Here is a 20100-nt window from a genome sequence, read left to right as displayed (position 1 = left end):
ACAGGTGTTCTTTTTATCTGACTCCGCCAGTAGGACTCGAACCTACGACATCATGATTAACAGTCATGCGCTACTACCAACTGAGCTATGGCGGATAAAAGCTAAGCGACTTCCATATCTCACAGGGGGCAACCCCCAACTACTTCCGGCGTTCTAGGGCTTAACTGCTGTGTTCGGCATGGGTACAGGTGTATCTCCTAGGCTATCGTCACTTAACTCTGAGTAATACCTACTCAAAATTGAATATCTATCAAATTACAAGTAAACCTCGCGCTTCGTATCCTCAGTTACTTTGGATAAGTCCTCGAGCTATTAGTATTAGTCCGCTACATGTGTCGCCACACTTCCACTTCTAACCTATCTACCTGATCATCTCTCAGGGCTCTTACTGATATAAAATCATGGGAAATCTCATCTTGAGGTGGGTTTCACACTTAGATGCTTTCAGCGTTTATCCCGTCCCTACATAGCTACCCAGCGATGCCTTTGGCAAGACAACTGGTACACCAGCGGTAAGTCCACTCTGGTCCTCTCGTACTAGGAGCAGATCCTCTCAAATTTCCTACGCCCGCGACGGATAGGGACCGAACTGTCTCACGACGTTCTGAACCCAGCTCGCGTGCCGCTTTAATGGGCGAACAGCCCAACCCTTGGGACCGACTACAGCCCCAGGATGCGACGAGCCGACATCGAGGTGCCAAACCTCCCCGTCGATGTGAACTCTTGGGGGAGATAAGCCTGTTATCCCCAGGGTAGCTTTTATCCGTTGAGCGATGGCCCTTCCATACGGAACCACCGGATCACTAAGCCCGACTTTCGTCCCTGCTCGAGTTGTAGCTCTCGCAGTCAAGCTCCCTTATACCTTTACACTCTGCGAATGATTTCCAACCATTCTGAGGGAACCTTTGGGCGCCTCCGTTACCTTTTAGGAGGCGACCGCCCCAGTCAAACTGCCCGTCAGACACTGTCTCCGATAGGGATAACCTATCTGGGTTAGAGTGGCCATAACACAAGGGTAGTATCCCAACAACGTCTCCTTCGAAACTGGCGTCCCGAAATCATAGACTCCTACCTATCCTGTACATGTGGTACAGACACTCAATATCAAACTGCAGTAAAGCTCCATGGGGTCTTTCCGTCCTGTCGCGGGTAACCTGCATCTTCACAGGTACTAAAATTTCACCGAGTCTCTCGTTGAGACAGTGCCCAAATCATTACGCCTTTCGTGCGGGTCGGAACTTACCCGACAAGGAATTTCGCTACCTTAGGACCGTTATAGTTACGGCCGCCGTTTACTGGGGCTTCAATTCATACCTTCGGATTACTCCTAAGCACTCCTCTTAACCTTCCAGCACCGGGCAGGCGTCACCCCCTATACATCATCTTACGATTTAGCAGAGAGCTGTGTTTTTGATAAACAGTTGCTTGGGCCTATTCACTGCGGCTGACATAAGTCAGCACCCCTTCTCCCGAAGTTACGGGGTCATTTTGCCGAGTTCCTTAACGAGAGTTCTCTCGCTCACCTGAGGCTACTCGCCTCGACTACCTGTGTCGGTTTGCGGTACGGGTAGAGTATGTTTAAACGCTAGAAGCTTTTCTTGGCAGTGTGACGTCACTAACTTCGCTACTAAACTTCGCTCCCCATCACAGCTCAATGTTACAGATATAAGCATTTGACTCATATCACACCTCACTGCTTAGACAGACTCTTCCAATCGTCTGCTTTAGTTAGCCTACTGCGTCCCTCCATCACTACATACTCTAGTACAGGAATATCAACCTGTTGTCCATCGGATACACCTTTCGGTCTCTCCTTAGGTCCCGACTAACCCAGGGCGGACGAGCCTTCCCCTGGAAACCTTAGTCTTACGGTGGACAGGATTCTCACCTGTCTTTCGCTACTCATACCGGCATTCTCACTTCTATGCGTTCCAGCACTCCTCACGGTATACCTTCATCACACATAGAACGCTCTCCTACCATACCTATAAAGGTATCCACAGCTTCGGTAAATTGTTTTAGCCCCGGTACATTTTCGGCGCAGGGTCACTCGACTAGTGAGCTATTACGCACTCTTTGAATGAATAGCTGCTTCTAAGCTAACATCCTAGTTGTCTGTGCAACCCCACATCCTTTTCCACTTAACAATTATTTTGGGACCTTAGCTGGTGGTCTGGGCTGTTTCCCTTTCGACTACGGATCTTAGCACTCGCAGTCTGACTGCCGACCATAATTCTTTGGCATTCGGAGTTTATCTGAGATTGGTAATCCGGGATGGACCCCTCACCCAAACAGTGCTCTACCTCCAAGAATCTCAATGTCGACGCTAGCCCTAAAGCTATTTCGGAGAGAACCAGCTATCTCCAAGTTCGTTTGGAATTTCTCCGCTACCCACAAGTCATCCAAGCACTTTTCAACGTGCCCTGGTTCGGTCCTCCAGTGCGTCTTACCGCACCTTCAACCTGCTCATGGGTAGGTCACATGGTTTCGGGTCTACGTCATGATACTAAGTCGCCCTATTCAGACTCGGTTTCCCTACGGCTCCGTCTCTTCAACTTAACCTCGCATCATAACGTAACTCGCCGGTTCATTCTACAAAAGGCACGCTCTCACCCATTAACGGGCTCGAACTTGTTGTAGGCACACGGTTTCAGGTTCTATTTCACTCCCCTCCCGGGGTGCTTTTCACCTTTCCCTCACGGTACTGGTTCACTATCGGTCACTAGGGAGTATTTAGGGTTGGGAGATGGTCCTCCCAGATTCCGACGGGATTTCACGTGTCCCGCCGTACTCAGGATACTGCTAGGTACAAAGACTATTTTAAATACGAGGCTATTACTCTCTTTGGCTGATCTTCCCAAATCATTCTTCTATAATCTTTGAGTCCACATTGCAGTCCTACAACCCCGAAGAGTAAACTCTTCGGTTTGCCCTCCTGCCGTTTCGCTCGCCGCTACTAAGGCAATCGCTTTTGCTTTCTCTTCCTGCAGCTACTTAGATGTTTCAGTTCACTGCGTCTTCCTCCTCACATCCTTAACAGATGTAGGTAACAGGTAGTACCTGTTGGGTTCCCCCATTCGGAAATCCCTGGATCATCGCTTACTTACAGCTACCCAAGGCATATCGTCGTTTGTCACGTCCTTCTTCGGCTCCTAGTGCCAAGGCATCCACCGTGCGCCCTTATTAACTTAACCTTATTAACCTAATTTTTTCAAAAATTAGAAAACTCATTAAATACTTACAGCGTTTCGGTTTATTTTCTTGTTACTATTTGATATAGATATTCAATTTTCAATGTGCATTACTTGGTGATCTCTCACCAATGGAGCCTAGCGGGATCGAACCGCTGACCTCCTGCGTGCAAAGCAGGCGCTCTCCCAGCTGAGCTAAGGCCCCACAAGACCTCTCAAGACTAAACAAGACCAATGTGCAGTTCCTTATCCTTAGAAAGGAGGTGATCCAGCCGCACCTTCCGATACGGCTACCTTGTTACGACTTCACCCCAATCATCTATCCCACCTTAGGCGGCTGGCTCCTAAAAGGTTACCTCACCGACTTCGGGTGTTACAAACTCTCGTGGTGTGACGGGCGGTGTGTACAAGGCCCGGGAACGTATTCACCGCGGCGTGCTGATCCGCGATTACTAGCGATTCCGACTTCATGTAGGCGAGTTGCAGCCTACAATCCGAACTGAGATTGGCTTTAAGAGATTAGCTTGCCGTCACCGGCTTGCGACTCGTTGTACCAACCATTGTAGCACGTGTGTAGCCCAGGTCATAAGGGGCATGATGATTTGACGTCATCCCCACCTTCCTCCGGTTTATTACCGGCAGTCTCGCTAGAGTGCCCAACTGAATGATGGCAACTAACAATAGGGGTTGCGCTCGTTGCGGGACTTAACCCAACATCTCACGACACGAGCTGACGACAACCATGCACCACCTGTCACCTCTGTCCCGAAGGAAAACTCTATCTCTAGAGCGGTCAGAGGGATGTCAAGACCTGGTAAGGTTCTTCGCGTTGCTTCGAATTAAACCACATGCTCCACCGCTTGTGCGGGCCCCCGTCAATTCCTTTGAGTTTCAACCTTGCGGTCGTACTCCCCAGGCGGAGTGCTTAATGCGTTAGCTGCGGCACTAAACCCCGGAAAGGGTCTAACACCTAGCACTCATCGTTTACGGCGTGGACTACCAGGGTATCTAATCCTGTTTGCTCCCCACGCTTTCGAGCCTCAGCGTCAGTTACAAGCCAGAGAGCCGCTTTCGCCACCGGTGTTCCTCCATATATCTACGCATTTCACCGCTACACATGGAATTCCACTCTCCCCTCTTGCACTCAAGTTAAACAGTTTCCAAAGCGTACTATGGTTAAGCCACAGCCTTTAACTTCAGACTTATCTAACCGCCTGCGCTCGCTTTACGCCCAATAAATCCGGACAACGCTCGGGACCTACGTATTACCGCGGCTGCTGGCACGTAGTTAGCCGTCCCTTTCTGGTAAGATACCGTCACAGTGTGAACTTTCCACTCTCACACTCGTTCTTCTCTTACAACAGAGCTTTACGATCCGAAAACCTTCTTCACTCACGCGGCGTTGCTCGGTCAGACTTCCGTCCATTGCCGAAGATTCCCTACTGCTGCCTCCCGTAGGAGTCTGGGCCGTGTCTCAGTCCCAGTGTGGCCGATCACCCTCTCAGGTCGGCTATGTATCGTCGCCTTGGTGAGCCGTTACCCCACCAACTAGCTAATACAACGCAGGTCCATCTGGTAGTGGTGCAGTTGCACCTTTTAACATCTTACCATGCAGTAAAATGTCTTATGCGGTATTAGCTATCGTTTCCAATAGTTATCCCCCGCTACCAGGCAGGTTACCTACGCGTTACTCACCCGTTCGCAACTCATCCGCTCGGTGCAAGCACCAAGCTTCAGCGTTCTACTTGCATGTATTAGGCACGCCGCCAGCGTTCGTCCTGAGCCAGGATCAAACTCTCATTAAAAGTTTGAGTTCTCACTCATTTCTGTCACTGACAGATTTATTGTTTTTTTTCATTGTTCAGTACTACAACCTTAGTTGTAGTGCCCTGCACATTGGTTCGTCTTGTTCAGTTTTCAAAGGTCTTTGTCACTCTTTCTCTCAAGCGACAACTATATTAGTATATCACAGCTGTTGACCTCTGTCAACACTTTTTTGAAACTTTTTTTACTTTTTTCGTCCCTGCGATACACCCATAGTCCGTACGGGATTCGAACCCGTGTTACCGCCGTGAAAAGGCGGTGTCTTAACCCCTTGACCAACGGACCTTGAGCTTTTCAACTCTTTCTATTATACCTACTTTTTCCCCTTTGTCAAGGGATTCTTTTGACTATTTTTACCTAAAATCACTGAATACGATACTTAATTCTCTCAGAAGGGATTTTCTACCTTTGAAACATTCTCCTCCCATTAGACGGTCAAGTTGTTCTTGTTTTTCTTTACTCTGACTTGCTCTGTAATTCTTTAGAAGCTCATGAAAGAGATAATAATCATCCAGTCTGAGTCCTTTTTCTCCTAGGCGATGACTGATTTCGCTTACCTCTTCATAGGGTTCCTTATCGAAACGGCGCTTGTGACTTTCCTGTTTGCGGATGTAGTCCAAGATACGATTTCGGAATTTGGTTTTAAAGCAGACATATAGTTGATGGCGCTCACCCTCTAGTAACTCTGGATGGTGGTCCACTAGCTCATACAGGCACATCATCCCCTCCTGATCCCAGTCCTCTTTCTCCCACAGATGTAAATGGTATTCTTTGCGGCACTTGTTTACAATCCCCTTACTTTCTTCATATAACTCTTTCAGATTCATAGACCTCTCCTTTCTGCCTTTAGTTTAGCAGAAAGAACCTAGTCTTTGATCTTCTTCTCCTCTTCTGTATTTCTCGTTGCCTCAACTGCATACAAAAAGAGAGGCATGGCCTCTCTGCGATTATTTTTCTTCACTCATTTTTGATTTTACTTCATCATAAGATAGGGCATGGGATTCCTCTTCTATAGTCTCAGGCATTTTTCCTGTTTCGTAAAGAGATTTAATTTGTGTACTATCCAATGTTTCGTATTTCAACAATGCTTCTGCAATCAGTTTGTGGGTTTCACGATTTGATTGAATAATTTCAGCTGCTTTATTCCGTGCTTCATTTAATAATGAACGAACTTCCTCATCAATCTCATAGGCTGTTTGCTCTGAAATTGATTTTTGAGGACTTTGTGCACCAAACATAGCATGATTTCCTTCGTATTGAACTGGGCCAAGTTTTTCACTCATACCATATTCAGTGACCATTGCACGCGCCATCTGTGTAGCTTGTTCAAAGTCATTTGAAGCTCCTGTCGTTTGAACATTAAAGATAATTTCCTCAGCAACACGACCACCCATCAAACCTGCTAATTGCTCTTTCATATCTTCTTTGGAAAGAAGCATTTGATCTTCTTTAGGAAGTGCAATCATGTATCCGCCTGCACGTCCACGTGGTACAATGGTAACTTTATGAACAACACGGGCATTTGACAAGACTAAACCAACAATGGTATGTCCAGCCTCGTGGTAGGCAACCAATTCACGTTCTCTTTGTGATACTGTTTTGTCCTTCTTAGATGGTCCAGCAATCACTCTGTCCTCTGCCTCATCAATATCTGAAGCATCAATAATTGATTTGTTGCGACGGGCTGCAACCAAGGCTGCCTCGTTTAGAACATTTTCTAAGTCAGCTCCCACAAAGCCTGGGGTTTGTTGGGCCACTAATTTCAAATCAACATCGTCTGCTAAAGGTTTATTTTTAGCGTGAACTTTCAAGATTGCTTCACGACCTTTAACATCAGGGCGACCAACTAAGACTTTTCTATCAAAACGTCCTGGACGGAGAAGAGCTGGATCTAAAACATCTGAACGGTTCGTCGCAGCGATAACGATGATTCCTTCATTACCCTCAAAACCATCCATTTCAATTAAGAGCTGGTTCAAGGTTTGCTCACGTTCATCATTTCCTCCACCAAGGCCGACACCACGTTGGCGACCAACAGCATCAATTTCATCGATAAAGATAATGGCTGGTGCTGCTTTCTTTGCATCCTCAAAAAGAGAACGAACTCGACTTGCACCAACTCCGACAAACATTTCTACAAAGTCCGATCCTGAGATGCTAAAGAATGGAACGCCTGCTTCTCCGGCAACCGCCTTAGCAAGCAAAGTCTTACCTGTTCCCGGAGGACCCTCTAAAAGAACACCCGCAGGAATACGTGCACCAAGCTTTGTAAATCGTTTTGGATCTTTTAGGAATTCAACAACTTCGACTAATTCTTGTTTTTCTTCCTCGGCACCTGCAACATCTGAGAATCGTACCTTGATATCTTCTTTGTTAGCAGCCTTGGCCTTGCTACGTCCAAAACTCATTGGATTTCTACTATTATTTCCTCCCATATTTCCCATCATAGAGAATAGGAAGAACAAGAGAATAGCAAATGGCACAACAGAGACAAGGATATTGATCCACATACCGCTTGAACTCTCATGTTTAACTGTTACCTCAGCCTGATGTTCAGAAGCAAGTTTTTGCAATTCTGAAACTGTTGAATCCGACGGAAGAATGGTACTTGAGAATCTTTCTACTTTTGTGGCAGTAGGAGTGAAAAATTGAATCCCTGTTTCTTCTTTACTAGTCTTAGGATTTTTATAAACACCAGACACCTCAATGATGCTACCATTTGGCTGATAGGTTAATTCTTTTACATTGTCTGCTGTAATTTCTTTTACCAATTCTGTATAGTTAATTTTTTCACTTTTCCCAGCAGCATTTCCAGAGTAAAAATACTGGAATCCTGTTACAAGGAAGAAGATAATTAACAAGTATAGAAATGGATTTCTAACTAAACCATTATTTTGTTTTTTCATTAAAGAATGCTCTTTCTAATTTGAATAAACTTCCTCTTTCAACACTCCAACATAAGGAAGATTACGATAATTTTCTTTGTAGTCCAAACCATATCCTACTACAAACTCATTTGGAATAGTAAAGCAAGTATAATCTGCTTCGATTTCAACAATTCGTCCTTCTGGTTTATCCAACATGGTTGCAATCTTAACAGAAGCTGCTTCTCTTTCAATAAACATATCTCTTAAATTCTTTAAAGTTTGACCTGTATCGATGATATCTTCTACAAATAGAACATGTCTTCCTTTGATATCTTGAGTTACGTCTTGCTTGATATTGATCACACCACTGCTTGCAGTTCCACCATGGTAGCTAGATACCATCATGAAGTCCATCTCAATATGCGTATCAATATGTTTAATCAATTCAGCCATAAAAGGAATCGATCCTTTCAAAATTCCAACTAAAATTGGATTTTTCCCTTCATAATCTTTGGTCAACTGGGCACCTAGTTTTTTAGCTGCTTCTGTAATTTCATCATGTGAAACGAGGATTTTTTTAATATCGTGTTCTAACATCTTTTTACCTATCTATTTTTTCTATATAAAGTACAGTGTTCATTATATCATTTTTCGTGTTTTTACTCAAATCACTGGTCGCAATTCCTAAAATTGAGACAACTTCTCCAAATTGCTCAATAATAGGGGTTGTTTTTCTTTTTTTAATAGGGATTTTCAAATCTATAAATAAACGTCTCAGTTTCTTTCTGTGACCATTCAGGATAAGAACATCGCCAGGTTTTCGACATCTAATATATACAGGTGTTTCCCGTGAAACCATTATTTTTTGAACAGCGTCCCCTTCAATAGGGATGCCAAAGGAAAATAAATAGTCCTTATATCGAACTTGATTTTGATAGTGTAACACAAGTTCATCTTTCTTTTCATCAGCCTGAGGAATGATTTTGCAAACTCGAAAATTTTGATATTCTTTTATTAGTGCATAACCATTTTTCAGTGGGTGACGATACTGACTTTTAGTTGCTAAAATCTGTCGAACTTCTGCAAACTGAGCTTTCGTAAGATTTAAGTCTGGGAATTGATTGAGATAGTTCTGCAGTAAAACCCCTTGAGTTTGTTGTGAGTATGAAAAGAGCTCATTCAAATCTTCCACATCAATCTGTTCAGAGAGCTCTATTATGGCTACTTGGTAATCTGAAATTTCCCTTCCTAAATCTAAAATAGCGGATTTAAGACGAGGATTTTCTTTTTCAAGCTCTGGTAAATACCTATTTCGAATACGATTGCGAAAATAGGCATTTTCCTGATTTGTTTGATCCTCGAAATGAAAAATTGGTGGGAAGTCTGTTTTATGAAAATACAATAAGGGACGGATGATTTCAATATCATCAACTACTTGACTTTCTTTTATTCCTATTAAATGACGTAACCGACTTCCGCGAATGAATCGCATCAAAATCGTTTCAACCTGATCATCTGCATGGTGGGCAGTGACCAAGGCTGTCGCCCCAACCTCTTTCATGATTTTCCTAAAAAAATCATAACGAAACTCTCGAGCACGCGCTTCTGAAAAGTCTCCTGAAAAGCTTGTGATATAAATAGGAAGTCCAGCTACATCAGCTAACTTCCTTAGTTCATTTTCCTCCCAGTCAGACTCTCTTCTCTGCTTATGGTTAACATGTGCTAAAATCAGCTCAATTTCTAACTCATTTTGATAAGTAGACAATAGATGGAATAAAAACATCGAATCTAAGCCACCAGAAAGAGCTAATACAACCTTGGAATGGTTTTTAAAATATCCTTTCTGAAGAAAATGATTTAAAAAATCCTGCTCCCTCATTTTAGAACCTCATAGACATCCTTGGCTATCTTAGCAATAGTATCATAATCAGAATTTTTAGTGAAAATTGAAAGAACGAAAGGAGAGTCCGTATAAACAATGGCAGTGTCATGTTTAAACTCATCCGCATCTCCGATTTTATGAGCTACCTTAACCGAAACACCCTTGGAAATTCGTTGATTGTCAAAATTAGTCTTACTAAGAGACTCTAGGACAAAGCCATTCTGATTATAAATAGCTTCCATGACTTTTCCAGCCATTTTTGAAGAAGCTAATTTATCATTCACATCCCAATCTTCACCCATAATAGTGGACATTTTTTCTTTAAAAGCCCCGTCAGATTGATTGGTCACATAATAACCTAAAATATTATGAGCAACATTATCAGACTCTTTTGTTATCTTGGTAATTAACTGTTGGAGACTGTAATCTTTGTTATCTTCTTTTTTAGGTAAACTACCACTACCTTCTACTTTATAGGATCCAGGAAAGCTATTTACTTCTGGTACATACTTGAAGCTACTATCCAGTGTATAAGAACCTTGGTTTATCTTATCTTGAGCATAATAAAGGTAGGCCAGTTTCAAGATGCTAGCTGCATAGAGTTTGCTGTCTTCATTCACCCCAGCCTCTTTTCCTGTACTTAGTTGTTTAACATAAATAGAGTATTTTTCATTCTGATAGTTGCTTGATAACACTTCTTGAACCTTCTGGATACGATTGTCCTCTTCTGAGACGAATTCTTTTGATACCCACCCAACTTGATCAATATGAAGAAATTCTTGTCCCTCAGCAAAGATAGTTCTATCCACTGTTACGTGTTGATAAGGAGAGAGGGTAGAAGAAATTTCTTTAGCATCATAAGGGCTGTTATAGATAACAAACCCCGGTTCCAACCATACTTGTCTACTTTGAGTTTGAACATGACTTCGATCATAGACCAAACGCTTATCTGCAACGACAAACTGATGATTGTCTAATTTAAAAACAGGAACACCTTGTCTATTCAAACGCCACTCTACGATTTTAAAGGCGGTTTCAGGAGTTAATTTACCAGACTCCTTGACAAGGTCCTCATTAGCATAGACAGCTGTTTCTCCATATACCATTGGGGATTCCAGAGTTTCTTTATAGTAGAAGCCATAGTCAGACTCAGTTAGATAATAAATTTCTTGTGAAGAGTAAGGAAGCTGTTTTTCTGTGCTAACTACTCTTGAAGTTATGATAAAAACAGATAGTAGTGATAACACTACTAAGAACTTACGCATTCTTTCCTTCCCTTTCTTCTTGTAATCGTAATAAATGATTTTTAGTTGCTAATTCCTCTAGTTTTTCATCTGATAAACTTAAAAACTGCTCAACAACTTCTAATAAATTTTCCATGATATTACCTCGGAAGCAAATCAGGAATTGTGTAAATCGCTTCTCGTTTCTTTGAGTAATAGTACTTGGCGCGTGCATATTTTGCTACATAGTCTTCGTCTTTCAACTTTGCAGCAAAAGCGGATTCCTTATCCTTTTCATCACTGAGAGTTTGGTATTGCTCTTTCAACTCTGTCAATTGCTGACGACGTTGCAGTAACTGATTATAGCTTTGGACCAGATTGTAGGTTGGTAAAATAAACAATAAAATCATCAAAATCAGAACCCAACCCATAAAGCGATTCCTCTTTTTTCTTTCCTTCATCAGGTAACGACGACGTTGGTGTTCATTTTGAATAAAAGGATTGTTCATCTGTACAATATTTTTAGACATTTTCTTCTACCCGTGTTTCACTGATAATTTCATACATACCTGCTGCATCTTCTTTTTTTGTACTATCTTTCATCTCCAGTACTTTTACAAGCAACAACTTATTTCCAAAGCGAATTTCAACTTGGTCATCAACTTTCAAATCCGTTGAACTTTTGGCCAAGATTCCATTTACCTTGATTCTACCTTTATCTGCTACTTCCTTCGCGACTGTACGACGCTTAATAATTCGTGATACTTTTAAATACTTGTCTAATCTCATTTTTATTACCTCAAATTATTATTGTACCATTTTTATCCCTTTTATAGAAGAAAAACGTCAAAGAGAATTAGCTCCCTTTGATTCTTTTATCTCTAGTAAACTTTCTCCAAAAATCAGCAGACCTTCTAAAATTTCATAATCCTTCTTGTTTCGGACATCAAATACGACTTCCATTAGTCCTCTATTCTCCGCTATAGCTGCTTTTAAGTTCGTTGCAGATAGGGCTTTAAAGTAATCTTGAGCCAAAAACAATCGTTGAGTGATTTTTTCAAATTGAACTGTAATCTTATTTTCTTTTCTTTCTACACGTTCAACAAAGACCTTATCCAAGTATGATTTGACCAAGCCGATCTCTAAAAGATAGGCCACCACATCTGGATACTCACCAAAACGATCCATCAATTCTTCCTGTAATTCTTCATAGTTGACACGGTTGTCAATTTGACGAATTTTCTTGTAAATTTCAATTTTATGTCGTTGGTCAGAAATATAAGTATCAGGAAGATAAGCATCAATTTGTAAAATCAACTCAGCATTTCCTTTGGTTCTTGTATTCCCATTGCCGTTACGTTTAGCAATAGCTTCCTCTAATAACTGCGAATACAATTCAAAACCAACAGAATCAATGAAACCAGACTGCGATTTTCCTAATAGATTTCCTGCACCACGAATCGAAAGATCTCGCATAGCAATCTTAAATCCAGAGCCCAATTCCGTAAACCCTTTGATTGCCTCTAATCTCTTCTCAGAGACTTCACTAATTGATTTTTCTGGACGATACATGAGATAGGCATAAGCAATACGATTACTACGACCAACTCTTCCTCTTAACTGATACAAGGTTGACAAGCCCATATGATCTGCATTTTCGATAAATAAAGTATTGGCATTTGGAATATCAACTCCTGTCTCAATAATGGTAGTTGTCACCAAAATATCATACTGACCTTCAATAAAGTCCAGTAGAGTATTTTCTAACTGAATTTCACTCATTTGCCCATGAACATAACCAATCGAAGCCTCTGGAATCAACTCCTGTAATTCTGAAACCTTCTGATCAATTGTGTCAACTTTATTGTAAAGATAGTAAACTTGACCTCCACGGTCCATTTCACGTAAGACAGCATCACGAATCACACTATCATTCTTTTCCAAAACATAGGTCTGAACTGGATAGCGATTGGTTGGAGGAGTTTCAATAACAGACAAATCTCTGATTCCTAGCATAGACATATGAAGGGTACGAGGGATTGGTGTTGCAGTCAAGGTTAGAACATCTACTTGTTTTTTCAGTTCTTTCAAAGTTTCCTTATGCTTGACACCAAATCGCTGTTCCTCATCAATAATCATCAATCCCAAATCTGAAAACACAACATCTTTAGACAAAACACGATGGGTTCCAATCAAAATATCAACTTGACCATTCTTTAATTTTTCAAGTGTCTCTGCCTGCTCTTTTTTACTTCTAAAGCGACTCAGCACATCAATATTAACTGCAAAATTTTGAAATCGTTCCTTAAAATTCGTATAGTGTTGTTGTGCTAAAACCGTCGTTGGAACTAGAACAACAACCTGTTTGTGATCATTTACTGCCTTAAAGGCTGCACGCATTGCAACTTCAGTCTTCCCAAAACCAACATCCCCAACTAAAAGTCGATCCATGGGGTGAGAATCCTGCATATCTCTCTTAATTTCCTCAATACTACGAAGTTGATCATCCGTTTCAACATAAGGGAAGGCATCATCAAAAGCATGTTGGTCATCATCATCAGCTGAGAAAGCAAAACCCTTCAACTGACTACGTTCAGAATAGAGTTTGATTAAATCGTCAGCTATATCCTCTACCTGGTTCTTAACTTTTTGCTTGGCCTTTTTAAAATGACCGTCATTTAATTTATTAAGTTTTGGCGCTTTACCATCACTTGAAACATATTTGGACAGTAACTGAATCTGCTCTACTGGGATGGAGATTTGATCCCCATTTTGGTATTGAACACTGACATAATCACGGTGAATGCCTTTGATTTCAATTGTTTCGATTCCTAGATATTGACCAATTCCATGGATATGGTGAACAACGTAGTCCCCTTTTTCAAGTTCATTATAATCTTTTAAACGCTCTGCATTTGACGTATGTTGTCTTCGAAAACGACGTTTTAATTTCTTTTGAAAAATCTCATGTTCAGTAATCAAGAGAATTTTCTCATCCACAAAATGAAAACCATGTCTTAGACTACCCTCAATCAAGTTTACAGATTCTTTACAGATACTTGACTTATCTCTGAAATCCAATTTAATCTGATATTCCTCTAAAACATCCTCCAATGTTTTACTTCCCATTGAATTGCTAGACTGCAAGATAATAGTGTAGTCCATTTTTTTATATCGCTCAATTTCTTCTTTAAGAAAAGAAAATTGATTGAAAAACTCCTGCATAGGATATTGATTAAATTGATAAATGTGATCAAACTTGAGATTTCCTAAACCCTTTTGAAGATTAGAGAAAAAGGTCACTGGACTTTGTTTTTTATAGATTTTCTCAGTATCAGCAAAATACTGCATATCAGAAAATGATTTACTGTTTTGTAAATCTTCTGTAAAGTATTGTGCTAATTCTCTTTCAAAAACTTCATACTGATTCATCAATTTTTGATAATCATCAAAGAATACTGGTGTATCTTTTTCAATATAATCAAATACAGTCCATGTTTTATCGTAACATAAAGATAAAAACTTTCGACTATCTGAATGTACTTGTTTTTGATGAAAACTTGACAAAATCTCTTCCAAGTATGATTTTAAAATTGCTGATAAGGTCTTCGAAATTTGCTTTTCTAAAGCTGACTGACCTCTTAAATAGTCCCTTTCTTTTAAAAGCATGTCACTAGCTGGAAAGATAGTGAGTTCTGTCTGATTTTCTTTTGATAATTGTGTTTCTACTTCAAAAGTCCGAATTCCATCTACTTCATCACCAAAAAACTCGATTCGGAAAGGTTCTAACTGAGACATCTCAAAAATATCTAAAATATCTCCTCGAATACTAAACTCCCCTTGGGTCTGTACTTGAGTAACTTTGCGATAGCCTATTTCCTTTAATTTGTGAAGAAGGTCATGTTGGTCATATTCTTCACCAACTGCAATCCTTATAATACTTTCTTTAAATCTAGTCGGAGAAGGTAAAATCAATCGACTTGCTGCGATATTACAAACTAAAATCCCTTTCTTAGATGAATCAGTTAAAAAACGCAAGGCTTCAACTCGCGAAATGATTTTTTCTTGTGAAGACATCAAAAACTCTACCATAGGAGAGTCGTCTACCAAAAATGGATAGACAAATTCCTCTCCTAAGATAGAAAGAAGATCACTGATAATTCGTTCTGCTTCTCCATAAGTCGATGTTAATAACACAATCTTATTTTCTTTTTTTAGACTACTTGCAATTGCAAGAGCCTTGGTAGAAGTTGACAGACCTAGTATTAGTTGTCTTTTCTTATCTGTAAGATTTTGATGCCATTTTTTTATCTGATTATTTTCTGAGAATAAATCTAATAAAGTCACCATTTAGCCGTTATACCTCTGCATTGTTTTCTCAAAGTTTTTCTCTTGTAAATAGTAGTTTACAGCATCGTCAACCTTATCAATTGACTGTAAAATGCCTACATAGTCATCCTGATCAAACTTACTTAAAACATGGTGAACAACTGACATGCCTTTTTTAGGTCTGCCAATTCCTATTTTAACACGATTAAAGACCAGAGTACCAATATGTTGAATAATTGACTTGATACCATTATGACCACCTGCTGAGCCCTTTGCTCTTAAACGAATTTTCCCAACTTCCATGTCAAGATCGTCGTAAATAACGAGTAAATCTTCAACCTCCAAACCATAGTATGTCAATAAAGCATGAACCGCTTTTCCACTTTCATTCATAAATGTTGTTGGTTTGACGAGATAAATTTTTTCTCCATTAAAGAAAAAAGATGCTAGGTCAGCTTGAAATATCTTGTCATGTGTAAAGGTGACATTTTGTTTTTTGGCCAATTGGTCAATCAACATAAATCCAACGTTGTGCTTGGTTTCAAAATATTTATCCCCTGGATTTCCTAATCCAACAAGTAATTTAGTCATTTATTTTCCTTTCAAAAGCCAAAAGGGTTGGAATTTTTTTCCAACCTAATTGACACTATTTGTAAAATATTATTAGACATTAAAGCGGAATTCCATGATATCGCCATCTTGAACGATATATTCTTTTCCTTCTTCACGCAAGCGCCCAGCTTCTTTTACAGCCTTTTCAGATCCGTATTTCACTAAATCCTCATATGACATGGTTACTGCACGAATAAAGCCTTTTTCAAAGTCTGAGTGGATAATACCAGCTGCTTGAGGAGCTTTCATACCACGCTTAAAGGTCCAAGCACGGACTTCTTTTTCACCAGCTGTAAAATAAGTTCCAAGTCCAAGCAAGTGGTAAGCTGCACGAGTCAACTTGTCAACGCCTGATTCAGTCAAACCAAGTGCTTCAAGAAACTCTTGCTTATCCTCATCATCTAACTCAGAAATTTCTTCCTCAGCACGCGCAGAAATAACTACTACCTCTGCATTTTCTGTCGCTGCAAATTCACGAATTTGCTTAACATAATCGATAGAATCTGGATCTGAAACGACATCCTCATCCACATTAGCAACATAAAGAACTGGTTTAGTCGTCAAAAGGAAGAGACCTTTAACAACCTTTTGTTCCTCATCTGTGAATTCAATGGTACGAGCTGATTTCCCATCTTCAAGGACAGGTTTAATTTTTTGAAGAACGTTAAATTCTGCAACTGATTCCTTATCTTTTTGCGTACGTGCCATCTTTTCTACACGCGCATAGCGTTTATTAACTGATTCTAAGTCAGCAAGAATCAACTCCAGGTTAATGGTATCAATATCTGCAAGTGGATCCACAAAGGCGTCTTCACGTCCTTGCTCGCGCATAACATTTTCATCATCAAAAGCACGAACTACGTGAACAATCGCGTCCACTTCACGGATATTGGCCAAGAATTTATTTCCTAAACCTTCTCCTTTTGATGCTCCTTTTACAATCCCTGCAATATCTGTAAATTCAAATGTTGTTGGAACTGTCTTTTTAGGAGTGATCATTTCAGTTAGTTTTTGTAGGCGTTCATCTGGAACTTCTACCATTCCAACATTTGGATCAATAGTCGCAAATGGGTAGTTTGCTGCCTCTGCTCCTGCTTTTGTAATTGCATTAAAAAGGGTTGATTTCCCAACGTTTGGCAAACCAACGATACCTGCTGTTAAAGCCATAGTTTCTCATTCTCCGTTCTCATTTCAATCCCTAACATTATAACACAAAAAGGGAAAACTTGCTAACTCTCTAACTAAGGGTTCTTAGTCAATAATCTTATTCATTTTTCGTTCAAAATCATGGCGACTCATCATGACAAGGTGGTCGCAATTGCTACATTTGATTTTGATATCTGCCCCTACACGTGTAATTTCCCAACGATTGGCTTTTTTACCAGTTGATTTGATGGTGCAAGCATGTGGTTTTTTCATCTCAACAAAATTTCCAACTTGATACATAAATAATACTCTCCTTTTCTTTTTTGATTATATCATAAAAGAGGCGAGCTAGGCTCAACCTCTTTCACTTAATTTGTACGAACTGGTGTGATGAGCTGCATGAAGTCTTCGTCAGTATCTGCTGGCACAAGAGTAAATGGACGAACAGCTGAGATAAAGCTAATGGTCACTTTTTCGCTATTTAAAGCCTTGAGGGAATCAATTAAGTAAGTCGGGTTGAAACTAATGGTCAAATCATCCCCAGTCACCTGATCAGTATCGATTTCTTCGTTTACTTTACCAACTTCAGGAGAATGAACATGGGCGCTAACAACACCACCTTTAATTTCAAGCTTCACAGTACCATTTTGAGTCGCACTTGATAAGAGACGTGCGCGTTCCATTGATTGACGCAAATTAACAACATCAAAAGTAATTGTAGTATTAAAGTCAGTTGGAATCAAACGATCTGTATCAGGATAGTTTCCTTCTAGGAGACGAGTGTAGAAGCTAATATTTTCGCTTCTAAAGAGTATTTGATTATTGGCAAAGAAAATCTCCACTGTTTCAATATCGTCCGTAAAAACAGCTGAAAATTCGCGTAGAGAGCGACTAGGAATCACCACATCGAAATCATCACCATTTTTTTCAAGAGTCAATTTTTTCTGGCTAAGGCGATGAGAATCTGTCGCAACTGTTTTTAGTTCTTTATTTTGGTTCAATACGAAGTGGACACCTGTTAAGATTGGACGACTTTCTTGCGTACTTGCAGCAAAAGCTGTCTCATTGATAATTTTCTTGAGTAGTTTGGTTTCAAGAACCAAAGGTGTGCTTGCTGAAATTTCTTGGATTCGTGGGTACTGTTCGCTGTCTTTTCCTTTTAGGGTAATTTCTGATTTGCCACTTGTTAAGACAATTTGTTTTTGTTCAATCTCTTTGAAATCAAGCGTTACATCTGGAAGACTGGATACAACATTGATAAAGAAAGAGGCTTCAAGAAGAATCGAACCTAAGGAAGTAATCAAAAGACCAGCATCTTCATTTTTTTGAGAAATGAAATTTTCAATAGAGATTTGACCATTTGATCCAATTAAAGTAATTCCTTCATTGGTAACATCAATTTTAATTGTTGATAAAATTGGAATAGCATTTTTTGAGCTAATTGCTCGTTTTGTGGTATTTAAGGCTTGTAGAAATAAATTTTTATTGATTGAAAAATGAATCATGGATTCTCCTTTATTTATTTTTTAGTATTAGAAGGATAATAGAAATAATAGAGTGTGTGAATTCTGTGGAAAACTGATTTCTATTTAGTGACTTCAAGATTTTTAGCTTGTTTAAAAAATGTGGATAAAAAAGATAGAAAAACGAAAGTTATCCACAAGCTACTTAATTTTCTTTTTGATTGCTTCGATTTCTAAGCGTAAATTATCGTCTTCGTCAATCAAGGATTTAATTTTAGCATGGGCATGAATAACGGTGGTGTGATCCTTTCCGCCAAATTCTTTTCCGATTTTTGGAAGACTATTATCTGTCAGTTCTCTAGCTAGATACATAGCAACTTGACGCGCCAAAACTATGTTTTGAACTCGTCTCGTCCCCTTCATTTCTTTGACACTCACTCCATAAAAATTACCAACTTCAGTTTGAATTTTGTCAATTGGAATGACTAGCAGTTGGCTAACATCTTGTTTGCGAGCTCTAATAGCCTCGGCAGCAATATCAATAGTGATGTCTTTAATCTTCTTTACTTTGGCAATTAAAGTGATATCGTTAATTGCTCCTTCCAATTCTCGAACATTTGAATCAAATTGGCCAGCCAGATATTCTAGGGTATCACTCTGGAAATGGTAGTTTAAATGTTCCGTTTTACTTTGAAGAATGGCGATACGTGTCTCAAAGTCAGGAGGGGTGATATTTTGAGTCAATCCCCAGCTAAAGCGCGTGACAAGTCTTTCTTCAAGGCCTTCTAGGTGTTTAGGACTTCGGTCACTAGTCAGAACGATTTGTTTTTGATTGCTATGAAGAGCGTTGAAAGTATTGAAAAATTCTTCTTGAGTTGCAACCTTTTTGCCACTGAGAGATTGGATATCATCAATCAGTAAGAGATCAAGGCTTCGGTAAGTTTTTTTAAATTTTTCCATTTCCCCGAGCCTCAGATGCTCAAGAAAGTCGTTGATAAAACTTTCAGCAGGAATATACTTAACCCGAGCTTCAGGAATATTTTTTAGAATCTCATTTCCGATAGCGTTCAGTAAGTGGGTTTTCCCTAGTCCAGGACCACCATAAATGAAAAGGGGATTATAAGTCAAGGCGAGGTCTTCTGATACAGCTAGAGCAGCAGACTTAGCCCAGATATTCCCATCTCCTTGAATAAAGTTATCAAAGGTATATTTTTCCTTTAATCCTGTTTCAGAATATGGAATAGCAATATTGGCCTGTGAAGCAACATAATGATTGCTATTTTCAGAATCCATGACATAGGTTGAAGATTCTTCCTCAGGTTTTGTTAGGACAAATTGAGTTTTTATTTCAGTATCATAAACTTCAAAACCAGCGGCCACAATGATATCCTTGAGCTGTTTTTTCCAAACCATTTCCATTTCAGGTCTAGGTAAAAAGATAGTAGCTACATTTCCCTCCACTTTTATGAGTTCAGCAGGTATGGCATAGAAATCGTACATAGAACGTGTCAATCTTTCTTGAGCCAATTCCAAGATTTGATTCCAAAATTGTTTTTCTTTCAC

The 20100-nt window shown here is 39.9% G+C and carries 14 protein-coding genes, 3 tRNA genes and 3 rRNA genes; all 20 read right to left on the bottom strand.

All coding sequences use genetic code 11. The features are described from left to right. Positions 1-21: 21 nt before the first annotated feature. Positions 22-95 (bottom strand) — tRNA-Asn (locus FGK98_RS00095). A 5-nt stretch (positions 96-100) separates the two neighbouring features. Beyond that, positions 101-216: ribosomal RNA gene (gene rrf / locus FGK98_RS00090) — 5S ribosomal RNA — on the bottom strand. 76 nt (positions 217-292) lie between these two features. Continuing rightward, positions 293-3194 (bottom strand): 23S ribosomal RNA (locus tag FGK98_RS00085). 129 nt (positions 3195-3323) lie between these two features. After that, positions 3324-3396 (bottom strand) — tRNA-Ala (locus FGK98_RS00080). Between the two features lie 51 nt (positions 3397-3447). Next, a 16S ribosomal RNA gene (locus FGK98_RS00075) occupies positions 3448-4996 on the bottom strand. The 16S, 23S and 5S rRNA genes sit together here with 3 tRNA genes alongside, the layout of an rRNA operon. Before the next feature lie 232 nt (positions 4997-5228). Beyond that, positions 5229-5300 (bottom strand) — tRNA-Glu (locus tag FGK98_RS00070). Between the two features lie 68 nt (positions 5301-5368). Further along, the gene (locus FGK98_RS00065) at positions 5369-5842 is read right to left on the bottom strand and encodes a sigma-70 family RNA polymerase sigma factor (protein WP_138099569.1); all 474 of its coding nucleotides are present in this window, start codon (positions 5840-5842) and stop codon (positions 5369-5371) included. Between the two features lie 120 nt (positions 5843-5962). After that, entirely contained in the window at positions 5963-7921 is a 1959-nt protein-coding gene (ftsH, locus tag FGK98_RS00060; protein WP_138099568.1) for an ATP-dependent zinc metalloprotease FtsH, read from the bottom strand. Between the two features lie 15 nt (positions 7922-7936). Continuing rightward, complete coding sequence (hpt, locus tag FGK98_RS00055; RefSeq protein WP_138099567.1) at positions 7937-8479, bottom strand: hypoxanthine phosphoribosyltransferase; 543 nt, start codon at positions 8477-8479, stop codon at positions 7937-7939. 4 nt (positions 8480-8483) lie between these two features. After that, the gene (gene tilS / locus FGK98_RS00050; RefSeq protein ID WP_138099566.1) at positions 8484-9761 is read right to left on the bottom strand and encodes a tRNA lysidine(34) synthetase TilS; all 1278 of its coding nucleotides are present in this window, start codon (positions 9759-9761) and stop codon (positions 8484-8486) included. Beyond that, the gene (locus tag FGK98_RS00045; protein ID WP_138099565.1) at positions 9758-11029 is read right to left on the bottom strand and encodes a serine hydrolase; all 1272 of its coding nucleotides are present in this window, start codon (positions 11027-11029) and stop codon (positions 9758-9760) included. Before FGK98_RS00045 ends, tilS begins: the two co-directional genes overlap by 4 nt. Beyond that, on the bottom strand, positions 11022-11144 hold the full coding sequence (locus FGK98_RS10140) for an SP_0009 family protein (RefSeq protein ID WP_000429345.1): 123 nt from the start codon (positions 11142-11144) through the stop codon (positions 11022-11024). The genes FGK98_RS00045 and FGK98_RS10140 overlap by 8 nt, the downstream gene beginning before the upstream one ends. Positions 11145-11148: 4 nt before the next feature. Then, positions 11149-11517 carry a septum formation initiator family protein gene (locus FGK98_RS00040; RefSeq protein ID WP_138099564.1) on the bottom strand — a complete coding sequence of 123 codons (369 nt, stop codon included), beginning with the start codon at positions 11515-11517 and terminating at the stop codon, positions 11149-11151. Continuing rightward, complete coding sequence (locus FGK98_RS00035; RefSeq protein WP_001234973.1) at positions 11510-11776, bottom strand: RNA-binding S4 domain-containing protein; 267 nt, start codon at positions 11774-11776, stop codon at positions 11510-11512. Before FGK98_RS00035 ends, FGK98_RS00040 begins: the two co-directional genes overlap by 8 nt. 57 nt (positions 11777-11833) lie before the next feature. Further along, the gene (gene mfd / locus FGK98_RS00030; RefSeq protein WP_138099563.1) at positions 11834-15337 is read right to left on the bottom strand and encodes a transcription-repair coupling factor; all 3504 of its coding nucleotides are present in this window, start codon (positions 15335-15337) and stop codon (positions 11834-11836) included. After that, positions 15338-15907 (bottom strand): aminoacyl-tRNA hydrolase, encoded by a 570-nt coding sequence (gene pth, locus FGK98_RS00025; protein WP_138099562.1) that lies wholly within the window; start codon positions 15905-15907, stop codon positions 15338-15340. A 72-nt stretch (positions 15908-15979) separates the two neighbouring features. After that, the gene (gene ychF, locus FGK98_RS00020; protein WP_001218700.1) at positions 15980-17095 is read right to left on the bottom strand and encodes a redox-regulated ATPase YchF; all 1116 of its coding nucleotides are present in this window, start codon (positions 17093-17095) and stop codon (positions 15980-15982) included. 84 nt (positions 17096-17179) lie between these two features. After that, the gene (locus FGK98_RS00015; protein ID WP_000285183.1) at positions 17180-17374 is read right to left on the bottom strand and encodes a DUF951 domain-containing protein; all 195 of its coding nucleotides are present in this window, start codon (positions 17372-17374) and stop codon (positions 17180-17182) included. A gap of 68 nt (positions 17375-17442) precedes the next feature. Further along, on the bottom strand, positions 17443-18579 hold the full coding sequence (gene dnaN / locus FGK98_RS00010) for a DNA polymerase III subunit beta (RefSeq protein ID WP_138099561.1): 1137 nt from the start codon (positions 18577-18579) through the stop codon (positions 17443-17445). Between the two features lie 159 nt (positions 18580-18738). Then, positions 18739-20100 (bottom strand): chromosomal replication initiator protein DnaA (dnaA, locus tag FGK98_RS00005; RefSeq protein ID WP_241993314.1); only part of this gene is annotated, 1362 nt, incomplete at its 5' end.

Source organism: Streptococcus australis, assembly GCF_901543175.1.
In the GTDB taxonomy this organism is placed as follows: domain Bacteria; phylum Bacillota; class Bacilli; order Lactobacillales; family Streptococcaceae; genus Streptococcus; species Streptococcus australis_A.
The sequence above is the reverse complement of the archived record's forward strand: the minus strand, read 5'-3'. Positions and strand labels throughout refer to the sequence as shown.